The sequence below is a fragment of the Bordetella sp. genome, from assembly GCF_051960075.1.
Classification (GTDB): domain Bacteria; phylum Pseudomonadota; class Gammaproteobacteria; order Burkholderiales; family Burkholderiaceae_B; genus Bordetella.
The window spans coordinates 42,283-58,263 of the sequence record NZ_JBQCER010000103.1; the positions used below are offsets into that span (position 1 = coordinate 42,283).

At 64.1% G+C, this 15,981-nt stretch carries 16 protein-coding genes; 8 read left to right on the forward strand and 8 right to left on the reverse strand.

Translation table 11 applies throughout. The features are described 5' to 3' along the window. Nucleotides 1–67: 67 nt before the first annotated feature. The 3 genes from ACTHJ1_RS18505 (at nt 68) to wrbA (ending at nt 2,987) form a co-directional block, all read left to right on the forward strand. Complete coding sequence (locus tag ACTHJ1_RS18505) at nt 68–958, forward strand: SDR family oxidoreductase (protein ID WP_440195687.1); 891 nt, start codon at nt 68–70, stop codon at nt 956–958. Between the two features lie 89 nt (nt 959–1,047). Further along, the gene (locus ACTHJ1_RS18510) at nt 1,048–2,241 is read left to right on the forward strand and encodes an amino acid aminotransferase (protein ID WP_440195690.1); all 1,194 of its coding nucleotides are present in this window, start codon (nt 1,048–1,050) and stop codon (nt 2,239–2,241) included. Between the two features lie 146 nt (nt 2,242–2,387). Then, nucleotides 2,388–2,987, forward strand: a complete 600-nt coding sequence (gene wrbA / locus ACTHJ1_RS18515) for an NAD(P)H:quinone oxidoreductase (protein WP_440195693.1) — start codon at nt 2,388–2,390, stop codon at nt 2,985–2,987. A 105-nt stretch (nt 2,988–3,092) separates the two neighbouring features. Here wrbA and ACTHJ1_RS18520 read toward each other — a convergent pair whose 3' ends face one another. The 7 genes from ACTHJ1_RS18520 to ACTHJ1_RS18550 form a co-directional block, all read right to left on the reverse strand. Then, nucleotides 3,093–3,815 carry an amino acid ABC transporter ATP-binding protein gene (locus ACTHJ1_RS18520; protein WP_440195695.1) on the reverse strand — a complete coding sequence of 241 codons (723 nt, stop codon included), beginning with the start codon at nt 3,813–3,815 and terminating at the stop codon, nt 3,093–3,095. Further along, on the reverse strand, nt 3,802–4,470 hold the full coding sequence (locus tag ACTHJ1_RS18525; RefSeq protein ID WP_440195698.1) for an amino acid ABC transporter permease: 669 nt from the start codon (nt 4,468–4,470) through the stop codon (nt 3,802–3,804). Before ACTHJ1_RS18525 ends, ACTHJ1_RS18520 begins: the two co-directional genes overlap by 14 nt. A 135-nt stretch (nt 4,471–4,605) precedes the next feature. Next, on the reverse strand, nt 4,606–5,415 hold the full coding sequence (locus ACTHJ1_RS18530) for a transporter substrate-binding domain-containing protein (RefSeq protein ID WP_440195701.1): 810 nt from the start codon (nt 5,413–5,415) through the stop codon (nt 4,606–4,608). A 137-nt stretch (nt 5,416–5,552) separates the two neighbouring features. Next, the gene (locus tag ACTHJ1_RS18535) at nt 5,553–6,938 is read right to left on the reverse strand and encodes a sulfate adenylyltransferase subunit 1 (RefSeq protein WP_440195704.1); all 1,386 of its coding nucleotides are present in this window, start codon (nt 6,936–6,938) and stop codon (nt 5,553–5,555) included. Further along, a complete protein-coding gene (gene cysD / locus ACTHJ1_RS18540; RefSeq protein ID WP_440195707.1) occupies nt 6,938–7,870 on the reverse strand; it encodes a sulfate adenylyltransferase subunit CysD in 933 nt (310 codons plus the stop codon). Before cysD ends, ACTHJ1_RS18535 begins: the two co-directional genes overlap by 1 nt. Nucleotides 7,871–7,911: 41 nt before the next feature. Continuing rightward, a complete protein-coding gene (locus ACTHJ1_RS18545; RefSeq protein WP_440195710.1) occupies nt 7,912–8,736 on the reverse strand; it encodes a phosphoadenylyl-sulfate reductase in 825 nt (274 codons plus the stop codon). Nucleotides 8,737–8,744: 8 nt separating this feature from the next. After that, a complete protein-coding gene (locus tag ACTHJ1_RS18550) occupies nt 8,745–9,551 on the reverse strand; it encodes a sulfite exporter TauE/SafE family protein (RefSeq protein WP_440195713.1) in 807 nt (268 codons plus the stop codon). Between the two features lie 207 nt (nt 9,552–9,758). Between ACTHJ1_RS18550 and ACTHJ1_RS18555 the strand changes: the two genes are divergently transcribed. The 4 genes from ACTHJ1_RS18555 to ACTHJ1_RS18570 all read left to right on the forward strand — a co-directional run bounded on the left by ACTHJ1_RS18555 (nt 9,759) and on the right by ACTHJ1_RS18570 (nt 14,497). Continuing rightward, on the forward strand, nt 9,759–10,499 hold the full coding sequence (locus ACTHJ1_RS18555) for an acetoacetate decarboxylase (RefSeq protein ID WP_440195716.1): 741 nt from the start codon (nt 9,759–9,761) through the stop codon (nt 10,497–10,499). 36 nt (nt 10,500–10,535) lie between these two features. Further along, nucleotides 10,536–11,321, forward strand: coding sequence for a 3-hydroxybutyrate dehydrogenase (locus ACTHJ1_RS18560; protein WP_440195719.1), 786 nt, complete (start codon nt 10,536–10,538; stop codon nt 11,319–11,321). Next, a complete protein-coding gene (locus tag ACTHJ1_RS18565; RefSeq protein WP_440195722.1) occupies nt 11,318–12,505 on the forward strand; it encodes a DUF3734 domain-containing protein in 1,188 nt (395 codons plus the stop codon). The genes ACTHJ1_RS18560 and ACTHJ1_RS18565 overlap by 4 nt, the downstream gene beginning before the upstream one ends. 72 nt (nt 12,506–12,577) lie before the next feature. Then, nucleotides 12,578–14,497, forward strand: coding sequence for a potassium transporter Kup (locus ACTHJ1_RS18570; protein WP_440195725.1), 1,920 nt, complete (start codon nt 12,578–12,580; stop codon nt 14,495–14,497). Between the two features lie 45 nt (nt 14,498–14,542). Here the strand turns inward: ACTHJ1_RS18570 and ACTHJ1_RS18575 are convergent, their stop codons facing one another. Beyond that, a complete protein-coding gene (locus ACTHJ1_RS18575; RefSeq protein WP_440195728.1) occupies nt 14,543–15,364 on the reverse strand; it encodes a transporter substrate-binding domain-containing protein in 822 nt (273 codons plus the stop codon). Nucleotides 15,365–15,543: 179 nt separating this feature from the next. On the opposite strand from ACTHJ1_RS18575, the gene ACTHJ1_RS18580 reads away from it, so the two are divergent. Continuing rightward, nucleotides 15,544–15,981 carry a MarR family winged helix-turn-helix transcriptional regulator gene (locus tag ACTHJ1_RS18580; protein ID WP_440195731.1) on the forward strand — a complete coding sequence of 146 codons (438 nt, stop codon included), beginning with the start codon at nt 15,544–15,546 and terminating at the stop codon, nt 15,979–15,981.

Genomic DNA, 15,981 nt, shown 5'->3' on the forward strand with positions numbered 1-15,981 from the left:
GATCACTACTTTAACGGGATAAGAGTAGCGCGGATAGTGTGGGCCCGACCATCAAGGAGTCTTCACCATGCGTATCTTTCTCACCGGCGCGACCGGTTTCATCGGTTCGGCCCTGGTTCCCGAACTCCTGGGGGCCGGTCACCAGGTTATCGGCATGACCCGCTCGCAAGCCGGAGCGCAGGCGCTTACCGCCGCGGGCGCCCAGGCACATTTTGGGACGCTGGAAGACCTGGACAGTCTGCGCAGCGGCGCTGAACAGGCGGACGCGGTCATCCATGCGGCCTTCGATCATGATTTCTCCCGCTTCGTCGAGAACTGCGATAAAGACAGGCGCGCCATCGGCGCGCTGGGGTCGGCGCTCGCCGGGTCGGACCGGCCGCTGATCATGACTTCCGTAACCGGCATGGGCGGCGGTGGGCATGGCGCGCTCGCAACCGAAGATGTCTTCGACGCCAGCCATCCCAATCCGCGCATTGCATCCGAACAGGCCGGCAACGCCTTGCTGGAGGCGGGTATCAACGTATCGGTGGTGCGCCTGCCGCAGGTCCATAATCCCTGGCGGCAAGGCCTCATCTCGCCGCTGATCGATATCGCCCGCAAGACCGGCGTCGTCGCCTATGTGGGCGAGGGCGCCAATCTCTGGCCCGCAGGCCATCTTGCCGATGTCGTGCGCCTCTATCGGCTCGCGGTGGAAGCGGGCGAGCGGGGCGCGCGTTTTCATGCGGTGGGAGAAGAAGGAATAAGCAGCCGCGAGATCGCGCAGGCGCTGGGCCGAGGCCTGAAGCTGCCGGTCGTCTCCATCGTCCCGGAGCAGGCCGCGGCGCATTTTGGCTGGATGGCCGCGTTCGTGAGCCTGGACCTACCGGCCTCCAGCGCTTGGACGCAAACCCGCTTGGGCTGGCATCCTTCAGGGCCGACGCTGATCGCCGATCTGGATCAGGCGCGCTACGCTGTGTAGGCGGGTTCCGGGCCGACGCGCATCGACGGTATGATCAAGGCAAGAACGGCTTTAGCCATATTGTCGATAAACCTGACTCGAGACCCATCATGTTCGAAAAAGTCACTGCCTACCCGGGCGACCCCATCCTCAGCCTGAACGAAGACTTCCAGCGCGATCCGCGGTCGGGCAAGGTCAACCTGAGTATCGGCATCTACTTCGACGACAACGGCAAGCTGCCGGTGATGGAGGCCGTGCAGCAGGCGGTGCAGCAAGTGCTGGCCGGGCCCGGCGCGCGTCCCTACCTGCCCATGTCGGGCCTTGCCGACTACCGCAGCGCGGTCCAGTCGCTGGTTTTCGGCAGCAGCTGCGAGGCCCAGAAGGCAGGGCGCATCGCCACCCTGCAGACGCTGGGCGGTTCGGGCGCCCTCAAGGTGGGCAGCGATTTTCTCAAGCGCTACTTCCCGGATTCGCAGGTCTGGATCAGCGACCCTTCGTGGGAAAACCACCGCGTGCTGTTCGAAGGTTCGGGTTTCAAGGTGAACACCTATCCCTACTACGACAGCAACACAGGCGGACTTCGCTTCGACGAAATGCTGGCCGCCATCGAGGGCCTGCCCGCGCGCAGCATCGTCCTGCTGCACGCGTGCTGCCACAACCCCACCGGCGTCGACTTGAATCACGAGCAGTGGCAAGCTCTCGTCCCGGTGCTGCGCGAGCGCAACCTGATCGCCTTCGTCGACATGGCCTACCAGGGTTTCGGCGACGGGCTTGACGAGGACGCCTATGCGCCGCGCCTGCTGGCCGACGCCGGCATCACCTGCCTGGTCGCGAACTCCTTCTCCAAGAATTTCTCGCTGTACGGCGAGCGCTGCGGCGGCCTGAGCGTGGTGTGCGCCGACAAGGACGAAGCCCAGCGCGTCCTGGGCCAGCTAACTTGCACGGTGCGCGCCAATTACAGCAATCCGCCGACCCACGGCGCCAGCGTCGTGGCGCGTGTGCTCAATACCCCGGCGCTGCGCTCGCTGTGGGAGTCCGAGCTCGGCGCGATGCGCGAGCGCATTCTCGCCATGCGCCATGCGATACACAAAGGCTTGCAAGGCCATGTGCACGGGCCGGCCCTCGAGCGCTATTTAAGCCAGCGCGGCATGTTCACCTACACCGGCCTGAGCGCCGAGCAGGTGGACCGCCTGCGCGCGCAATACGGTGTCTATGTCCTGCGTTCAGGGCGCATGTGCGTGGCGGGCCTGAACAAGAACAACGTCGGCGTGGTGGCCAGCGCGGTGGCTGCTGTCCAGAGCTAATGCGCACGCCGCGTCGGCGAAGGACATAGCGGCGGCCGGTTCGCCGCTGCCGAAGACTCTGAATTGGTCGTGGTGGAGACCGTGTGAGCGCTTTTTCCACCAAACCTCGCCGGCATCGCCGGGTTTCTCCACAAGGAGTCATTCAAATGTCCAAGGTTCTCGTTCTGTACTACTCCTCCTACGGGCACATCGAGACGCTCGCCAACGCGATCGCCGAAGGCGCTCGCTCCGCGGGGGGCACGGCCGACGTCAAGCGAGTGCCGGAAACGGTACCCGAGGAGGTGGCCAAGGCTTCGCATTTCAAGCTCGACCAGAAGGCGCCGGTGGCGGCGGTCGCCGAGCTCGGCGACTACGACGCCATCGTCGTGGGCACGCCGACCCGTTTCGGGCGCATGTCGTCGCAGATGGCCGCGTTTCTCGACCAGGCCGGCGGCCTGTGGATGCGCGGCGCCCTGAACGGCAAAGTCGGCGGCGCTTTCACCTCGACCGCGACCCAGCACGGCGGACAGGAGACGACGCTGTTCTCGGTCATCACCAATCTGCTGCACTTCGGCATGATCATCGTCGGCCTGCCATACAGCCATCAAGGGCAGATGACGCTGGACGAAATCGTGGGCGGCGCCCCGTACGGCGCGACGACGATCGCCGGCGGACAGGGGCAGCGCCAGCCCAGCGCCATCGAGCTTGCCGGCGCCCGCCACCAAGGCGAGCTGATCGCCGGGACGGCGAACAAATTGTTTGGCTGAGGGAGTGTCCGCGGGCGGCAGGACTTGCCGCGAGGCAGCGATCCTGCGGGCCGACCCTGGACGGTAACCGGGCGGGGCGCCTGACGCCCCGGCCCGTATTCAAAACTACAGCACCTTGGCCAGGAAGTTCTTGGTGCGCTCGGCCTGCGGGTTCGAGAAGATGTCCTGCGGCTTGCCTTCCTCGACGATGTAGCCGCCGTCCATGAAAATGACGCGATGCCCGACTTCGCGTGCAAAGCCCATTTCGTGGGTAACCACCACCATGGTCATGCCCTCGTGCGCCAGGTCTTTCATCACCTGCAGCACCTCGCCGACCATTTCGGGGTCGAGCGCGGAAGTCGGCTCGTCGAACAACATCACGTCGGGCTGCATCGCCAGCGCGCGGGCGATCGCCACGCGCTGCTGCTGCCCGCCGGAGAGCTGGTCGGGAAAGCTGCTTTCTTTGTTCGACAGGCCCACTTTGGCCAGCAACCCGCGCGCGATCTTGTTGGCGTCTTCAACCGACATCTTCTTGACCTTGCGCGGGCCGATCGTGATGTTCTCCAGGATCGTCAGGTGCTTGAACAGATTGAACTGCTGGAACACCATGCCCACGTGCTGGCGCAGCTTGTGGATGTTGGTCTTGGGATCGGTCAGCTTCATGCCGGCGATTTCGATCTCGCCGCTGGTGACTTCTTCCAGGCCGTTCAGGCAACGCAGAAAAGTGCTCTTGCCGCTGCCGGACGGGCCGATGACGACGACGACCTCGCGCGCGTCGACGTGGTTGTCGATGCCCTTGAGAATCTCGGTCTCGCCATAGGACTTATGGAGATTTTTAACGCTTATCAACTTGCAGCCTCCTCTCCAGATAAGACGCGCACTTGGACACGGAGAAAATGATGATGAAGTACAGAATGGCGATCAGGCCCCAGATCTTGAACGATTCGAAGGTGGCCGCGATCACGATTTCGCCTTTGTAGACCAGCTCGATGATGCCCACGGGGGCCAGCAGCGAGGTGTCCTTGACGGTCTGGGCCGCCTGATTCACCAGCGGCGGAATCATGCGCTTGAACGCCTGCGGCAGCACGATGTGGATCATCGTCTGGATGCCGTTCATGCCGATGCTCGCCGCGGCTTCTTTCTGCCCGCGGTCCACGCCCAGGATGCCGGCGCGCACGATCTCGGTCACGTAGGCGCCTTCGTTCAGGCTGAGCGTGAACGCCGCCGCCAGAATCGGGTACATCAACTGGCCGAACCAGTCATTGACCGGCAGAATGGCCGGCAGGCCGAGCACGATGAAGAAAAGCTGCACCAGCAGCGGGGTGGAGCGAAAGATCTCGACGTAGGCCGAGGAGATCCACCGCAGGACGCTGAAACGCGACAGGCGCATCAGCGCCGCGATCAGGCCGATGATCACCATGAGGACGATGGCCACGATCGCATACTGGATCGTCAGGCGCAGGCCGTCGAGGATGACCGGCAGGTTTTGCCAGATTACGTGCATAAGTTTTGCCTTATGGTCTTTCTGTAATGATCTTGATGATGCCGCAGCTTGCGCGGACATCGAGCAAAGAGAAAACGCGCAATGCGTGCCCCGCACCGCGCGTTTCGCTTTTACCCAAACTGAGCGCGTGAAGGCTCAGTCTTTCACCGCCACGTCGGCCGGCTTTTCCACGCCGTCGACCGCGCCGCTCATGTCCCCGCCGAAATACTTGACGAACAGCTGGTGATACTCGCCGCTCTTCTTGATCTTGGCCAGGCCGTCGTTCATCTTGGCATCCAGGCCGGACGCCTTTTTGCTCACGGCGATGCCGTAGTACTCGCCGGTCAGCAGAGCGCCGACGGTCTTGACGTTCGGGTGCTGCGTCTTGAAGTTGACGTTGACCGGATTGTCGAAGATCACCGCGTCGGCGCCGTTGGTTTCAAGGGCCTGGTAGGCGCTGTCGATATCCTGGAACTGTTTGATGTACTGCGGGTCGATGCCGTGGGAGGTCATGTAGTCGACCGACGAGGTGGCCTTCTTGGTGGCGACCACGTGACCTTTCAGATCGCCGAAGCCGGTGATCTTGGAGTCGTCCTTGACCAGAACCGACAGGCCCGACTTGTAGTAGGCGTCGCTGAAGTCGACGCTTTGCATGCGGCTGGTCTTGATCGTGATCCCGGCGACCGCGGCGTCGATCGAGCCGGCCTGCAGGCTGGGGATCAGGCCGCTGAAGGGCAGGGTCTTGATGGTGACCGTCAGGCCTTCGGCCTTGGCGATGGCGCGGATCATGTCGATGTCGAAGCCCGTCACCTTGCCGTTCACCTCGGTTTCGAAGGGCGGGAAGGTCGTGTCGGCGCCGACGACGATGGACGTCTTCTCGGCAGCCGACACGGCGGTGACGTTCATGGACAGCGCCAGGCCGGCGATCAGGGGCGCGGCAATGGCGCAAAGCGATTTGTTCTTCAAGAGGAATCTCCCATTCGGTGTAGCGGCTCCAGAATAAATATGTCCCCATTTATGGGGAGGGATTGTATTCTGGGGGGCAGATCAGAAGTTAAACCAATTGGGATTACATTCTGTTGAACCGGGCGTCTCGCGTCGGGCTACGCGTCGACCAGAACAGCTCCCGCGGTCTTGTTGCTGGCCGTGTCGACGAGAATGAGCGAGCCCAGCACCCGCGAGCGCGCGAACGGCGCGGCGGGCAGGGGTTCCTGCAGCAGCAGCTCCACGCGGCCGATGGCGTTGGGCGCCAATTCGGTCGCATCGTCTTCCTCGGCCAGCGTGTGGATGTTCAGGTGATGCACCACGCGACGCACCTTGGCCTTGACCCAGCGATGACCGTGCAGGGCCCAGTACACGCGGCCGGCCACCAGGGGTTCGTCGTCCATCCAGGCGACGGTGGCGCGCAGTTCGCGCAGGCCGGGCCAGGCGGATTGCGCGGTGGCGGTATCGAAGTCGTCTTCGGCCGCCGCGCCCTTGAGCGGGGCGGCCACCAGCCAGTCGCCGCGAGCGACGTCCACTTCGCGATCCAGGACAATGCCCGCGCTCTGGCCCGTGGGCACGGCGGCGGGGCGGCGGGCATGGTCCAGCACCTGGGTCACGGTGGCGATCTGCCCGCTGGGGAATACCTGCACCGCCGCGCCGGGCGCAAAGCGGCCCGCGGCCAGGCGACCCCAGAAGACGCGACGGCCCTGGCCGGCGTCGGTCGCGGCATACGGCTTTTCCACCCACTGCACGGGCAGGGCTGGCGGCAAGTCGGCGTCGGGCGGGGTGTTGGGCAGCCGCTCCAGGATCTGCAGCAGGCTCAGACCCTCGTAGCCGCACCACCCCGGCCGGGCGTCCACCACGTTCCAGCCTTTCAGGGCCGAGACGGGAACGATGGCCTGGGCGTGGATGCCCGCCTCGTGCGCGAAGGCGCCGATACGGGAGCGGATGTGGTCGAAAGCCAGGGCGGGATCTTCGACCGCGTCCAGCTTGTTGACGGCGAACACCAGCGTATGCACGCGCAGCAGATGCGCCAGCAGACTGTGGCGGCGCGTCTGCGGCAGCAGGGCGAGGGCAGGGTCGCGCCAGTCGAGCTTGGTGGCGTCCACCAGTACCACGGCGGCGTCGGCTTGCGACGCGGCGGTGACCATATTGCGCGTGTACTGCTCGTGGCCCGGCGCGTCGCCGATGATGAATTTGCGCGTCTCGGTGGCGAAGTAGCGATAGGCTACATCGATGGTGATGCCTTGCTCGCGCTCGGCGGAAAGACCGTCGGTCAGGAGCGCCAGATCGGTCTCGCCAGCGCGCTGCACGCCGGCCAGGTGGTCCTGCAGAACGGCGCGGCTGTCCACGAGCAGGCGTCCGATAAGCGTGCTCTTGCCGTCGTCCACGCTGCCGCAGGTGATGAAGCTCAGGGCCGATTCATGATCGGAGCGGGCCGTGCCGGGGTGGGTTGCGGCCGGCGCGGGATCGGCGCCGGCAAGGTTCGAATTCGTCGTGTTCATCAGAAGTAACCGTCTTTCTTGCGTTTTTCCATCGAGGCGTCGCTGGTCTTGTCGTCCATGCGCGTGGCGCCGCGTTCGCTGACTTCGGCCGCCAGCGTCTCGATGACGATGTCGCCCGCCGTGGCGGCCAGGCTGGGCACGGGGCAGGTGCAGGTGATGTCGCCCACGGTGCGAAAGCGCACGTCGCGCGTGACGACGGTCTCGCCTTCGCGCGGCGGGGTGAGTTCGGTCACGGGCACGAGCAGGCCCTTGCGTTCGACGACCTGGCGCGCATGGGTGTAATAGAGCGAGGGCAGGCCGATGTTCTCGCGCTCGATGTATTGCCACACGTCCAGTTCCGTCCAGTTGCTGATGGGGAAGACGCGGAAGTGTTCGCCGGGTGCGATGCGCGTGTTGAAAAGCGTCCAGAGCTCGGGCCGCTGCGCCCTGGGCTGCCATTGGCCGAAGCTGTCGCGATGGCTGAAGATGCGTTCTTTGGCGCGCGCTTTTTCCTCGTCGCGGCGCGCGCCGCCGATCAGGGCGTCGAAACGGAATTCATCGATGGCCTCGAGCAGCGTCACCGACTGGTGAGCATTGCGCGGCTCATCGGGGTGAGCCAGGCGTACGGCGCCGCGCGCGATCGAATCTTCCAGGCTGCGCACAATGAGACGGGCGCCCAGCTCCCTGGCGCGCAAGTCGCGGAACGCGGTGACCTCGGGAAAGTTGTGCCCGGTGTCGATCATGAGCAGCGGATAAGGAATGCGGCCGGCGCCGAAGGCTTTTTCGGCGCACTTGAGCATGACCAGCGAATCCTTGCCGCCCGAGAACAGCAGGGCGGGCCGCTCGAAGGCGGCGGCCACTTCGCGCAGGATGAAGATGGTTTCTTCTTCCAGGGCATCCAGATGGCGATTGCTCAGTCGGTTCAGTACGGGGATTTCTACGCGGGCGTTCATATTTCGGTTCCTGTTATTTCTTGAGATGAGGGCCCTCACGCTCACGCCGTTCGCTGCCGCCCAACGGAGCCGTCAGCCCCTTGGGGCGGCCCGGCGGGGCGCACGTGCAGGCCGCACTCTTTGGCGGATTCGCTCTCCCACCACCAGCGCCCCGCGCGAAAGTCCTCGCCCACGCTGATGGCGCGCGTACAGGGCGCGCAGCCGATGCTGGGATAGAACTGGTCGTGCAGCGGGTTGTAGTCCACGTTCTCTTCGGCGATGTAGTGCCATACATCGCCCCAGGTCCAGTCGGCCAGCGGATTGAACTTGGTCAGGCCCTTGGTCTGGACTTCGCCGGCGTCGATGGCAGGCACGTCGGCGCGGGCGCTGGACTGCTCGCGGCGCAGGCCGGTGATCCAGCCGCTCTTGCCCGCCAGCGCGCGCGCGAGCGGCTCCATCTTGCGGATATCGCAGCAGGCCTTGCGCAGTTCGATGCCGCGGTACATGGCGTCCTGGCCATGGTCGCGGATGAAATGCACCACGGACTCCACAGAAGGGCGATAGACGTGAACGGGCGCGCACGCCGTGGCGCGGGCCTGCGTGCGTTCGAGCAGCGCCAGCGTCTCGTGGTGCAGCGCGCCGGTCTCCAGCACGAAGACGGGGATCTCCAGCGCGAGCGCGTCGATGAGGTGGGTGATGACCACGTCTTCCGCGCCCAGACTGGAGGCTTGCACGACCTGGCCGCGCGCGCGCGCGTGCTCAGCCGCGTGGCGCAGCAGCACCTTGGTCGCGGCCAGTTTTTCGGCATGGTTGTCGCTGGCGCGCGCGTACAGATCCGGGGCCTTGGCAGGCGCGTTGCGTTGCGAGATCGGGCTTTGCGTGTTCATGGATGTGTCTAGATGGAAATGAGTTTGGCGCCCGCCAGCACGAGCAGCACCGACAGCCCGGCGCGCAGGGCGCGCTCGTGGGTGCGCGCGACCAGGCGCGTGCCCAGCCAGATGCCGGGCAGCGAGCCCGTCAGGAGCAGGCCCAGGAGCGGCCAGTTCACCGTGCCCAGCGTGGCGTGTCCCAGGCCGGCGACGAGCGTGAGCGGCACGGCGTAAGCGATGTCTGCCGCGACGATGCGCGGCAGCGGCAGTGCCGGAAAAATCATCATCAGCACTGTCACGCCGATCGCGCCCGCGCCGACGGAAGTGAAGGTGACCAGCACGCCGATGACGGCGCCCAGCAGCACGGGCAGACTGCCGTGGCGCGCACGCGTGACCGATGCGGCTTGCCGGGCCGTCGCGGGTTCGGGCCCGCGCGGCGAAGCATGCCTGGAAAACGCGATTGCTCTGTAGAGTGTGGCCGCGGCCGTGAGCAGCAAGGCGCCGCCCAATGCCGTGGTCATGATGCGCTGCGCGGCCGCGCTATCGGCCCCCAGGCGGTCCAGAAACCACAGAGAGGCCAGCGCCGCCGGGATGCTGCCGGCGCAGAGCTGCGCCACCACGCGCCAGGGAATCATGCGCCGGCGCGCCAGGCTCACCGTGCCGCTCAATTTGGTGAGGGCCGCGAAGAGCAGGTCCGTGCCCACGGCCAGATACGGCTTCATGCCGAAAAAGAAAACGAGCACGGGCGTCATGAGTGATCCGCCGCCTACACCGGTGAGGCCGACGGTCAGGCCTACGCCGAAGCCCGCAATGATGAAAGCGAAGTTGTGCATAGGCTCGAACTTTAGGTGAGCCGGCTATCAAACCCAACGACAGTTTCGTGATGCCTTCATGCATGCGGAGATATATGACGTCGCACAATCATGTCGTACATGATGAACAGTCATATCGTTTCAAGGAATTGCAATATGGGCGCGGGCTTGCAATTACGGCATTAGGATAGAGGCTTGGTCCACAACACGAATCAAGGAGGGTCTCGCATGAAGCAAAGTGATGTGCTGGCTCGGGCGTTTGCGATGCCTCTCACCAGCCCCGCGTTTCCCATGGGGCCCTACCGCTTCGTCGGTCGCGAATTCATGATCATCACGTATCGGACCGATCCGGATCGCCTGCGCCAGGTCGTGCCCGAACCGTTGACGATCACGGATCCGCTGGTTCATTACGAATTCATCCGCATGGCCGATTCGACCGGCTTTGGCGACTACACCGAATCCGGCCAGGTGATTCCGGTCGAGTTCAACGGGCAGGCGGGAGGCTACACGCTGGCGATGTACCTCGACGATCACCCGCCTATCGCGGGCGGCCGCGAGTTGTGGGGGTTTCCGAAGAAGCTTGCTTCGCCGACATTGCACGTCGATACCGATCATCTGTTGGGCACCCTGAACTACGGCGAGGTGCGCGTGGCGACCGGCACCATGGGTTACAAGCACCGCGAACTCGATCTCGCCGCGCAGCAGAAGCGTCTGTCGGGGCCGAATTTCCTGCTCAAGATCATTCCTCACGTCGACGGCTCGCCGCGCATCTGCGAGCTGGTTCGCTACTATATGAAAGACATCGTGATGAAAGGCGCCTGGTCAGGCCCCGCATCGCTGCAGCTTGCGCCGCATGCGCTCGCGCCCGTGGCCGATCTGCCGGTGCTGGAAGTCGTCGAGGCCCGCCATCTGGTCGCCGACCTGACGCTCGGGCTGGGCGAGGTGGTTCACGATTATCTGGCTGGATAAGCCGTTTTATTTTTCACTAGCGAAGGAGATTCGACCATGGCCAATCTGACTGGCAAAACCGCGATCGTCACGGGCGCCGCAAGCGGCATCGGCAAGGAAATCGCGCTCGAGTTCGCCAAGGCGGGCGCGGCGGTCGCGATCGCCGACCTGAATCTCGACGGGGCCAACGCCGTCGCGGACCAGATCAAGCAGGCTGGGGGCAAGGCTATGGGCATCGCGATGGACGTGACCAGCGAAGACGCGGTCAATGCCGGCATCGATGCGGTCGCCGCGGCGTTCGGCTCGGTCGACATCCTGGTATCGAACGCCGGCATTCAAATCATCAACCCGATCGAAAACTTCGCGTTCTCCGATTGGAAGAAGATGCAGGCCATCCATGTCGACGGCGCCTTCCTTACCACCAAGGCCGCACTCAAGCACATGTACAAGGGCGATCGCGGCGGCGTGGTGATCTACATGGGCTCGGTGCATTCGCACGAGGCCTCGCCGCTGAAATCCGCCTATGTGGCGGCCAAGCACGCGCTGCTCGGCCTGGCTCGGGTGCTGGCCAAGGAGGGTGCCAAACACAATGTGCGCTCGCATGTCATTTGTCCGGGTTTCGTGCGTACGCCGCTGGTCGACAAGCAGATCCCGGAGCAAGCCAAGGAACTGGGCATCAGCGAAGAAGACGTGATCAAGAAAGTAATGCTGGGCGATACGGTCGACGGCGTCTTCACCACGGTGCAGGATATCGCGCAGACGGCCGTGTTCCTGGCCGCGTTCCCGAGCGCGGCGCTGACCGGGCAGTCCTTCGTCGTCAGCCACGGCTGGTATATGCAATGACGGCGGCGCGCCCCAAGACCGGCACGTCAACCGTCGACCGCGCTGCGCTGCCTTATGAAGTCGTCGCGCTGGTGCTGCAGGGCGGCGGCGCACTGGGCTCGTATCAGGCGGGCGTGTTCGAAGGATTGCACGAAGCGGGTCTGCCTCCGGACTGGATCGCCGGCATCTCGATCGGCGCGCTCAACACCGCGCTGATCGCCGGCAATGCGCCCAGGCATCGCGTCGAGCGGCTGCGTGCGTTCTGGGAGCGGATCTGCCAGCCGGCGGTCTTTCCTGCGCTGCCGGCGCTGTTCGAGATGGCGCTGTTCGACAACAGCATCGATCAGTTTCGCGCATTTTTTACCGCGACGCAGGCCGCAAGCGCCGTGCTGCAAGGGCAGGAAGGGTTTTTCGTGCCGCGCTTTCCGCCGCCTTTGCCCGGCGTCGAGAATCATCCGGACAAGGTCAGCTGGTACGACACCTCGCTGCTGCGCGACACGCTGCTCGAACTCTGCGACTTCGACCGCATCAATTCGGGCGACATCAGGGTCTCGGTCGGCGCGGTCAACGTGGGCACCGGCAATCTGATCTATTTCGACAATGCGCGCATGGCGCTCCGGCCCGAGCATTTCATGGCGTCGGGCGCGCTGCCGCCCGCGTTTGCTCCGGTCGAGATCGACGGCGAGTATTACTGGGACGGCGGCCTGGTGTCGAATACGCCGCTGCAGGAAGTGCTGGACGCTCAGCCGCGCCGCGATACGCTGGCCTTCCAGGTAGACCTATGGAGCGCGCGCGGGCCGCTGCCGCATTCGATGGCCGAGGTCGCCGAACGTCAGAAAGATGTCCAGTATTCCAGCCGCACGCGCCAGATCACCGACATGATGCAGCGCGAGCAGCGCTATCGCAACATGCTGCACAAGCTGCTCGAGCAGGTCCCGCCGGCGCGGCGCAAGTCCGACTCCTGGTGCGTCGAAGCCCAGCAGATGGCGTGCGCCAAGAAATACAACGTTCAGCACCTGATCTATCAGGAAAAGGCCTACGAAAACCACTACAAGGATTACCAGTTCGGCTTGTCGACGATGCGAGAACACTGGGCCGCCGGCCTGGCCGACATCCGCAGGACGCTGGCGGTCAGGAACGGCCTGGAGCCGCCTGCGAACGGCCTGGGTTTCGTTACTCACGACATTCATCGCAAGTCGAAATAATTACCTGGCGACCCTTTTTTTTAGGTACGCTGTGCCCCGTAAGGCCGGTGCTATTCAAAGAAAGGGACGCTTATGAAATCCCCGCAAAGCCAGCAAGCCCGAATCGGAGGCGAACGCCCCGTCTGCCATGGCTCCGTGAGCAAACTCGCGCTGGCCGCCATCGGCATCGTGTTCGGCGACATCGGCACCAGCCCGCTGTATACGATGAGTACGGTGTTCGATCCCAGCCACGGGTTGGCCGCCGACCGTGCCAACGTGCTGGGCATCGTGTCGCTGATCGTCTGGTCGCTGATGGTCGTGGTGTCGCTCAAATACGTAACGTTGATCATGCGGGCCCACAACCACGGCGAGGGCGGCATCATGGCCCTGCTGGCGTTGGCGTCCAGCTCGGTGATGGACCAGCCTCGGCTGCGCAACGGTCTGTTGCTGCTCGGCGTTTTCGGCGCGGCGCTGTTCTATGGCGACGGCGTCATCACCCCCGCCATCTCGGTGCTGGGCGCAGTCGAAGGCCTGGAGGTGGCGGCGCCGAGCCTCAAGCCTTTCGTGGTGCCGATCGCGCTCGCCGTGCTGATCGCCCTCTTTCTCGTGCAGCGGCGCGGTACGGCCGGCATTGGCGCGGTGTTTGGCCCCGTCATGGTGCTGTGGTTCGCGGTGGTTGCCGTATCGGGCATCATGAACATCGGCCGCTCGCCGGGCATTCTGCTCGCCTTCAATCCCTTCATGGGGCTGGAATTTCTGTGGCGCAACGGCTGGCTCGCGTTCGTATCGCTCGGCTCGGTGGTGCTTGCGCTGACCGGCGCAGAAGCGCTGTATGCCGATATGGGCCACTTCGGCGCGCAGCCCATTCGTCTATCGTGGTTCCTGCTGGCGCTTCCGGCGCTGGCGCTCAATTATCTGGGGCAGGGCGCCTTGCTGCTGGTCGATCCCAAGGCCGTGAGCAATCCCTTCTTTCATCTGTTCCCCGACGTGGCGCTGTTTCCGATGGTCGTGTTGGCCACCGTGGCGACCGTCATCGCATCGCAGGCGGTGATCAGCGGTGCGTTCTCGATGACCAAGCAGGCCATGCAGCTGGGCTTCATGCCGCGCATGGGCATCGTTTATACGTCCGAGCGCGAGATCGGCCAGATCTACGTGCCTGCGATCAACTGGCTGCTGCTGATCGCGGTGATCGGCGCGGTGCTTGGCTTCGGCTCGTCGACCGCGCTGGGTTCAGCCTATGGCATCGCGGTGACCGGCACGATGATGATCACCACCTTCCTGACGTTTTACGTGGTGCGCTATGCCTGGGGCTACAACTGGCTGGTGTGCGTCCTGTCCACCTGTTTCTTCCTCGTGATCGACGCGTTGTTCTTTTCGGCCAATCTGCTCAAGTTCATCGAAGGCGGCTGGTTCCCGCTGCTTCTGGGCATGATCATGTTCACGGTGATGTGCACCTGGCACCGCGGCCGTCAGCTCATGGTGCAGGAAGCCCGCAGCCATGCCGGCACGATGCCGCTGGAGCAGTACCTGGATTGCCTGCTCGAAAAAAAGACGATCCGCGTTCCCGGCACAGCTGTGTTCCTGAACATCGACCCCGACGGCGTGCCGCACGCGCTGGTCAACAACCTGGAGCATAACCACGTGCTGCACGAGCGCGTCCTGTTCGTGCACGTTGCCAGTCTGGATGTGCCTTACGTGCCGGTGGAGGAGCGCGTGGCGATCACGGTGCTGGGCCACAATTGCTATCGCATCGTCGTGGCCTACGGGTTCAAGGATGCGACCAACTTGCCTCAAGCCTTGTTCGACTGCGCCGAAATGGGCCTGAACGTCGATCCTGCCCAGGTGTCGTATTTTCTCAGCCATGCCACCGTGGTGGCCACGGGCGGCAAGGGCATGGCGGTGTGGCGCGAGCGCCTTTACGGCGCCATGGCGCACAACATCGGCAATGTCGCCGCCTATTTCAAGCTGAACTCGAACCGTGTCATCGAGCTGGGCGCGCGCGTGGAACTCTGAGCCTGCATCATCCCACGCGCGGCCGCGCTCTGCGTGCGTCCCGGTCTATTTGCCCAGCCACTTGGCGCTGATCTGCGCATATTCGCCGCTGGCCTTGGCCAGATGCAGCCATTGATCGACGAAGCGCTTGAACACCTCGTCTCCGCTGGGCAGCATATAGCCCATCTCGCCGTATTGCAGCGGTTTGCCAGGGTTCACGGCGCACAGGCCCGGGTGCAGCTTGCTTTGCACGATGGCTTCCGCGCCTTCGGTCACGAACACGTCGGCATGGCCTTTGAGGATCTCGTCGAAGATCGTGAGGTTGTCCTTGTTCTCGATGAGCTTGGCGTTGGGCAGTTTGGTCTTCGCAAAGGTCTCGTTACTGCCGCCCGGGTTGTAGATGACGCGCACCGAGGGCTTGTTGATCTGCGCGATGGTCTGGTATTTCTTTGCGTTCTTGCACAGCGTGATGGGTGTCTTGCCGTTGACCATGTAGCCCGTGCTGAAATACACGTGCTGCTGGCGCGGCAGCGAAATCGAGATGCCGCCCGCCGCGACGTCGCACTTTCCGGCGGCGAAGTCGGGCAGCAGATTGGCCCAGGTGGTCTTGACGAACTGAGGCTTGGCGCCCATCGCGGCGGCCAGCGACCCCATCAGGTCCACGTCCAGGCCTTCGAACTGGCCAGGGGAGGACATAAAACTGAAGGGCTTGTAGTCGCCCGGCGTGCAAACGCGCAGCGTGTGGCTTTGCATGACCTTGTCCAGCGTGGACGCAGGCATGGCGGCCGGGGCGGCGGCGGGCGCGGGCGCGGGCGCGGACTGCGCCATGGCCGGCGATTGAGAGAGCGCCAGAACGCTGGCGCAGGCGGCGAGGGCAAGGCGTTTCATGGGGCCGATTCCATAGAAGGTGGGGCTTCGATGTTACGGTCCCGCCGCCGCCAATAGAATCAGGGTCGTTACGGGGGGGCGCCGGGATGGTAGGCGTCTAGGCGCAGCCGTCCGGCGTGTAATCGGTTTGGCCTGAATTGGCACCGTTTATCGAAAATATATCATGTTATGATATATAAATGCTGCGTAGAGAATCCCCGTCCAAAGATGAGCCGGCGCCTTCGGAACTGGACAAGCAAGACTTCGAGACGCTGTCCGAATTTCGCTATCACCTGCGCCGTTTCCTGCGTGTCTCCGAAGACTTGGCACATGCGCAGGGCATTACGCCGCTGCAATACTTGCTGATGCTGCACATCAAAGGCTATCCAGGCCGCGAATGGGCCACGGTGGGCGAGCTGGCGGAACGATTGCAGGCCGCCCCGCACGGTACCGTGGCCTTGATCACGCGCTGCGAAGAGGCCGGCCTGGTCGTGCGCCGCCCGAGCAGCGCCGATGCGCGCCAGGTGGAGGTGCATCTCACGCGGCAAGGCGACCAGTTGGTTGCGAGCCTGGCCGCGCAGCACCAGAACGAGCTGTCCGCCTTCGGTCGCGCTTTCAAGATTCCTCAAGCCAAGTGA

What these genes read in the sequence shown, in the direction of transcription:
- ACTHJ1_RS18570 (WP_440195725.1), top strand. Translation starts at nt 12,578, where the DNA reads ATGAAATCCCCGCAAAGCCAGCAAGCCCGAATCGGAGGCGAACGCCCC.
- ACTHJ1_RS18555 (WP_440195716.1), top strand. Translation starts at nt 9,759, where the DNA reads ATGAAGCAAAGTGATGTGCTGGCTCGGGCGTTTGCGATGCCTCTCACC.
- ACTHJ1_RS18575 (WP_440195728.1), bottom strand. Translation starts at nt 15,364, where the DNA reads ATGAAACGCCTTGCCCTCGCCGCCTGCGCCAGCGTTCTGGCGCTCTCT.
- wrbA (WP_440195693.1), top strand. Translation starts at nt 2,388, where the DNA reads ATGTCCAAGGTTCTCGTTCTGTACTACTCCTCCTACGGGCACATCGAG.
- cysD (WP_440195707.1), bottom strand. Translation starts at nt 7,870, where the DNA reads ATGAACGCCCGCGTAGAAATCCCCGTACTGAACCGACTGAGCAATCGC.
- ACTHJ1_RS18545 (WP_440195710.1), bottom strand. Translation starts at nt 8,736, where the DNA reads ATGAACACGCAAAGCCCGATCTCGCAACGCAACGCGCCTGCCAAGGCC.
- ACTHJ1_RS18525 (WP_440195698.1), bottom strand. Translation starts at nt 4,470, where the DNA reads ATGCACGTAATCTGGCAAAACCTGCCGGTCATCCTCGACGGCCTGCGC.
- ACTHJ1_RS18505 (WP_440195687.1), top strand. Translation starts at nt 68, where the DNA reads ATGCGTATCTTTCTCACCGGCGCGACCGGTTTCATCGGTTCGGCCCTG.
- ACTHJ1_RS18550 (WP_440195713.1), bottom strand. Translation starts at nt 9,551, where the DNA reads ATGCACAACTTCGCTTTCATCATTGCGGGCTTCGGCGTAGGCCTGACC.
- ACTHJ1_RS18580 (WP_440195731.1), top strand. Translation starts at nt 15,544, where the DNA reads ATGCTGCGTAGAGAATCCCCGTCCAAAGATGAGCCGGCGCCTTCGGAA.
- ACTHJ1_RS18510 (WP_440195690.1), top strand. Translation starts at nt 1,048, where the DNA reads ATGTTCGAAAAAGTCACTGCCTACCCGGGCGACCCCATCCTCAGCCTG.
- ACTHJ1_RS18535 (WP_440195704.1), bottom strand. Translation starts at nt 6,938, where the DNA reads ATGAACACGACGAATTCGAACCTTGCCGGCGCCGATCCCGCGCCGGCC.
- ACTHJ1_RS18565 (WP_440195722.1), top strand. Translation starts at nt 11,318, where the DNA reads ATGACGGCGGCGCGCCCCAAGACCGGCACGTCAACCGTCGACCGCGCT.
- ACTHJ1_RS18560 (WP_440195719.1), top strand. Translation starts at nt 10,536, where the DNA reads ATGGCCAATCTGACTGGCAAAACCGCGATCGTCACGGGCGCCGCAAGC.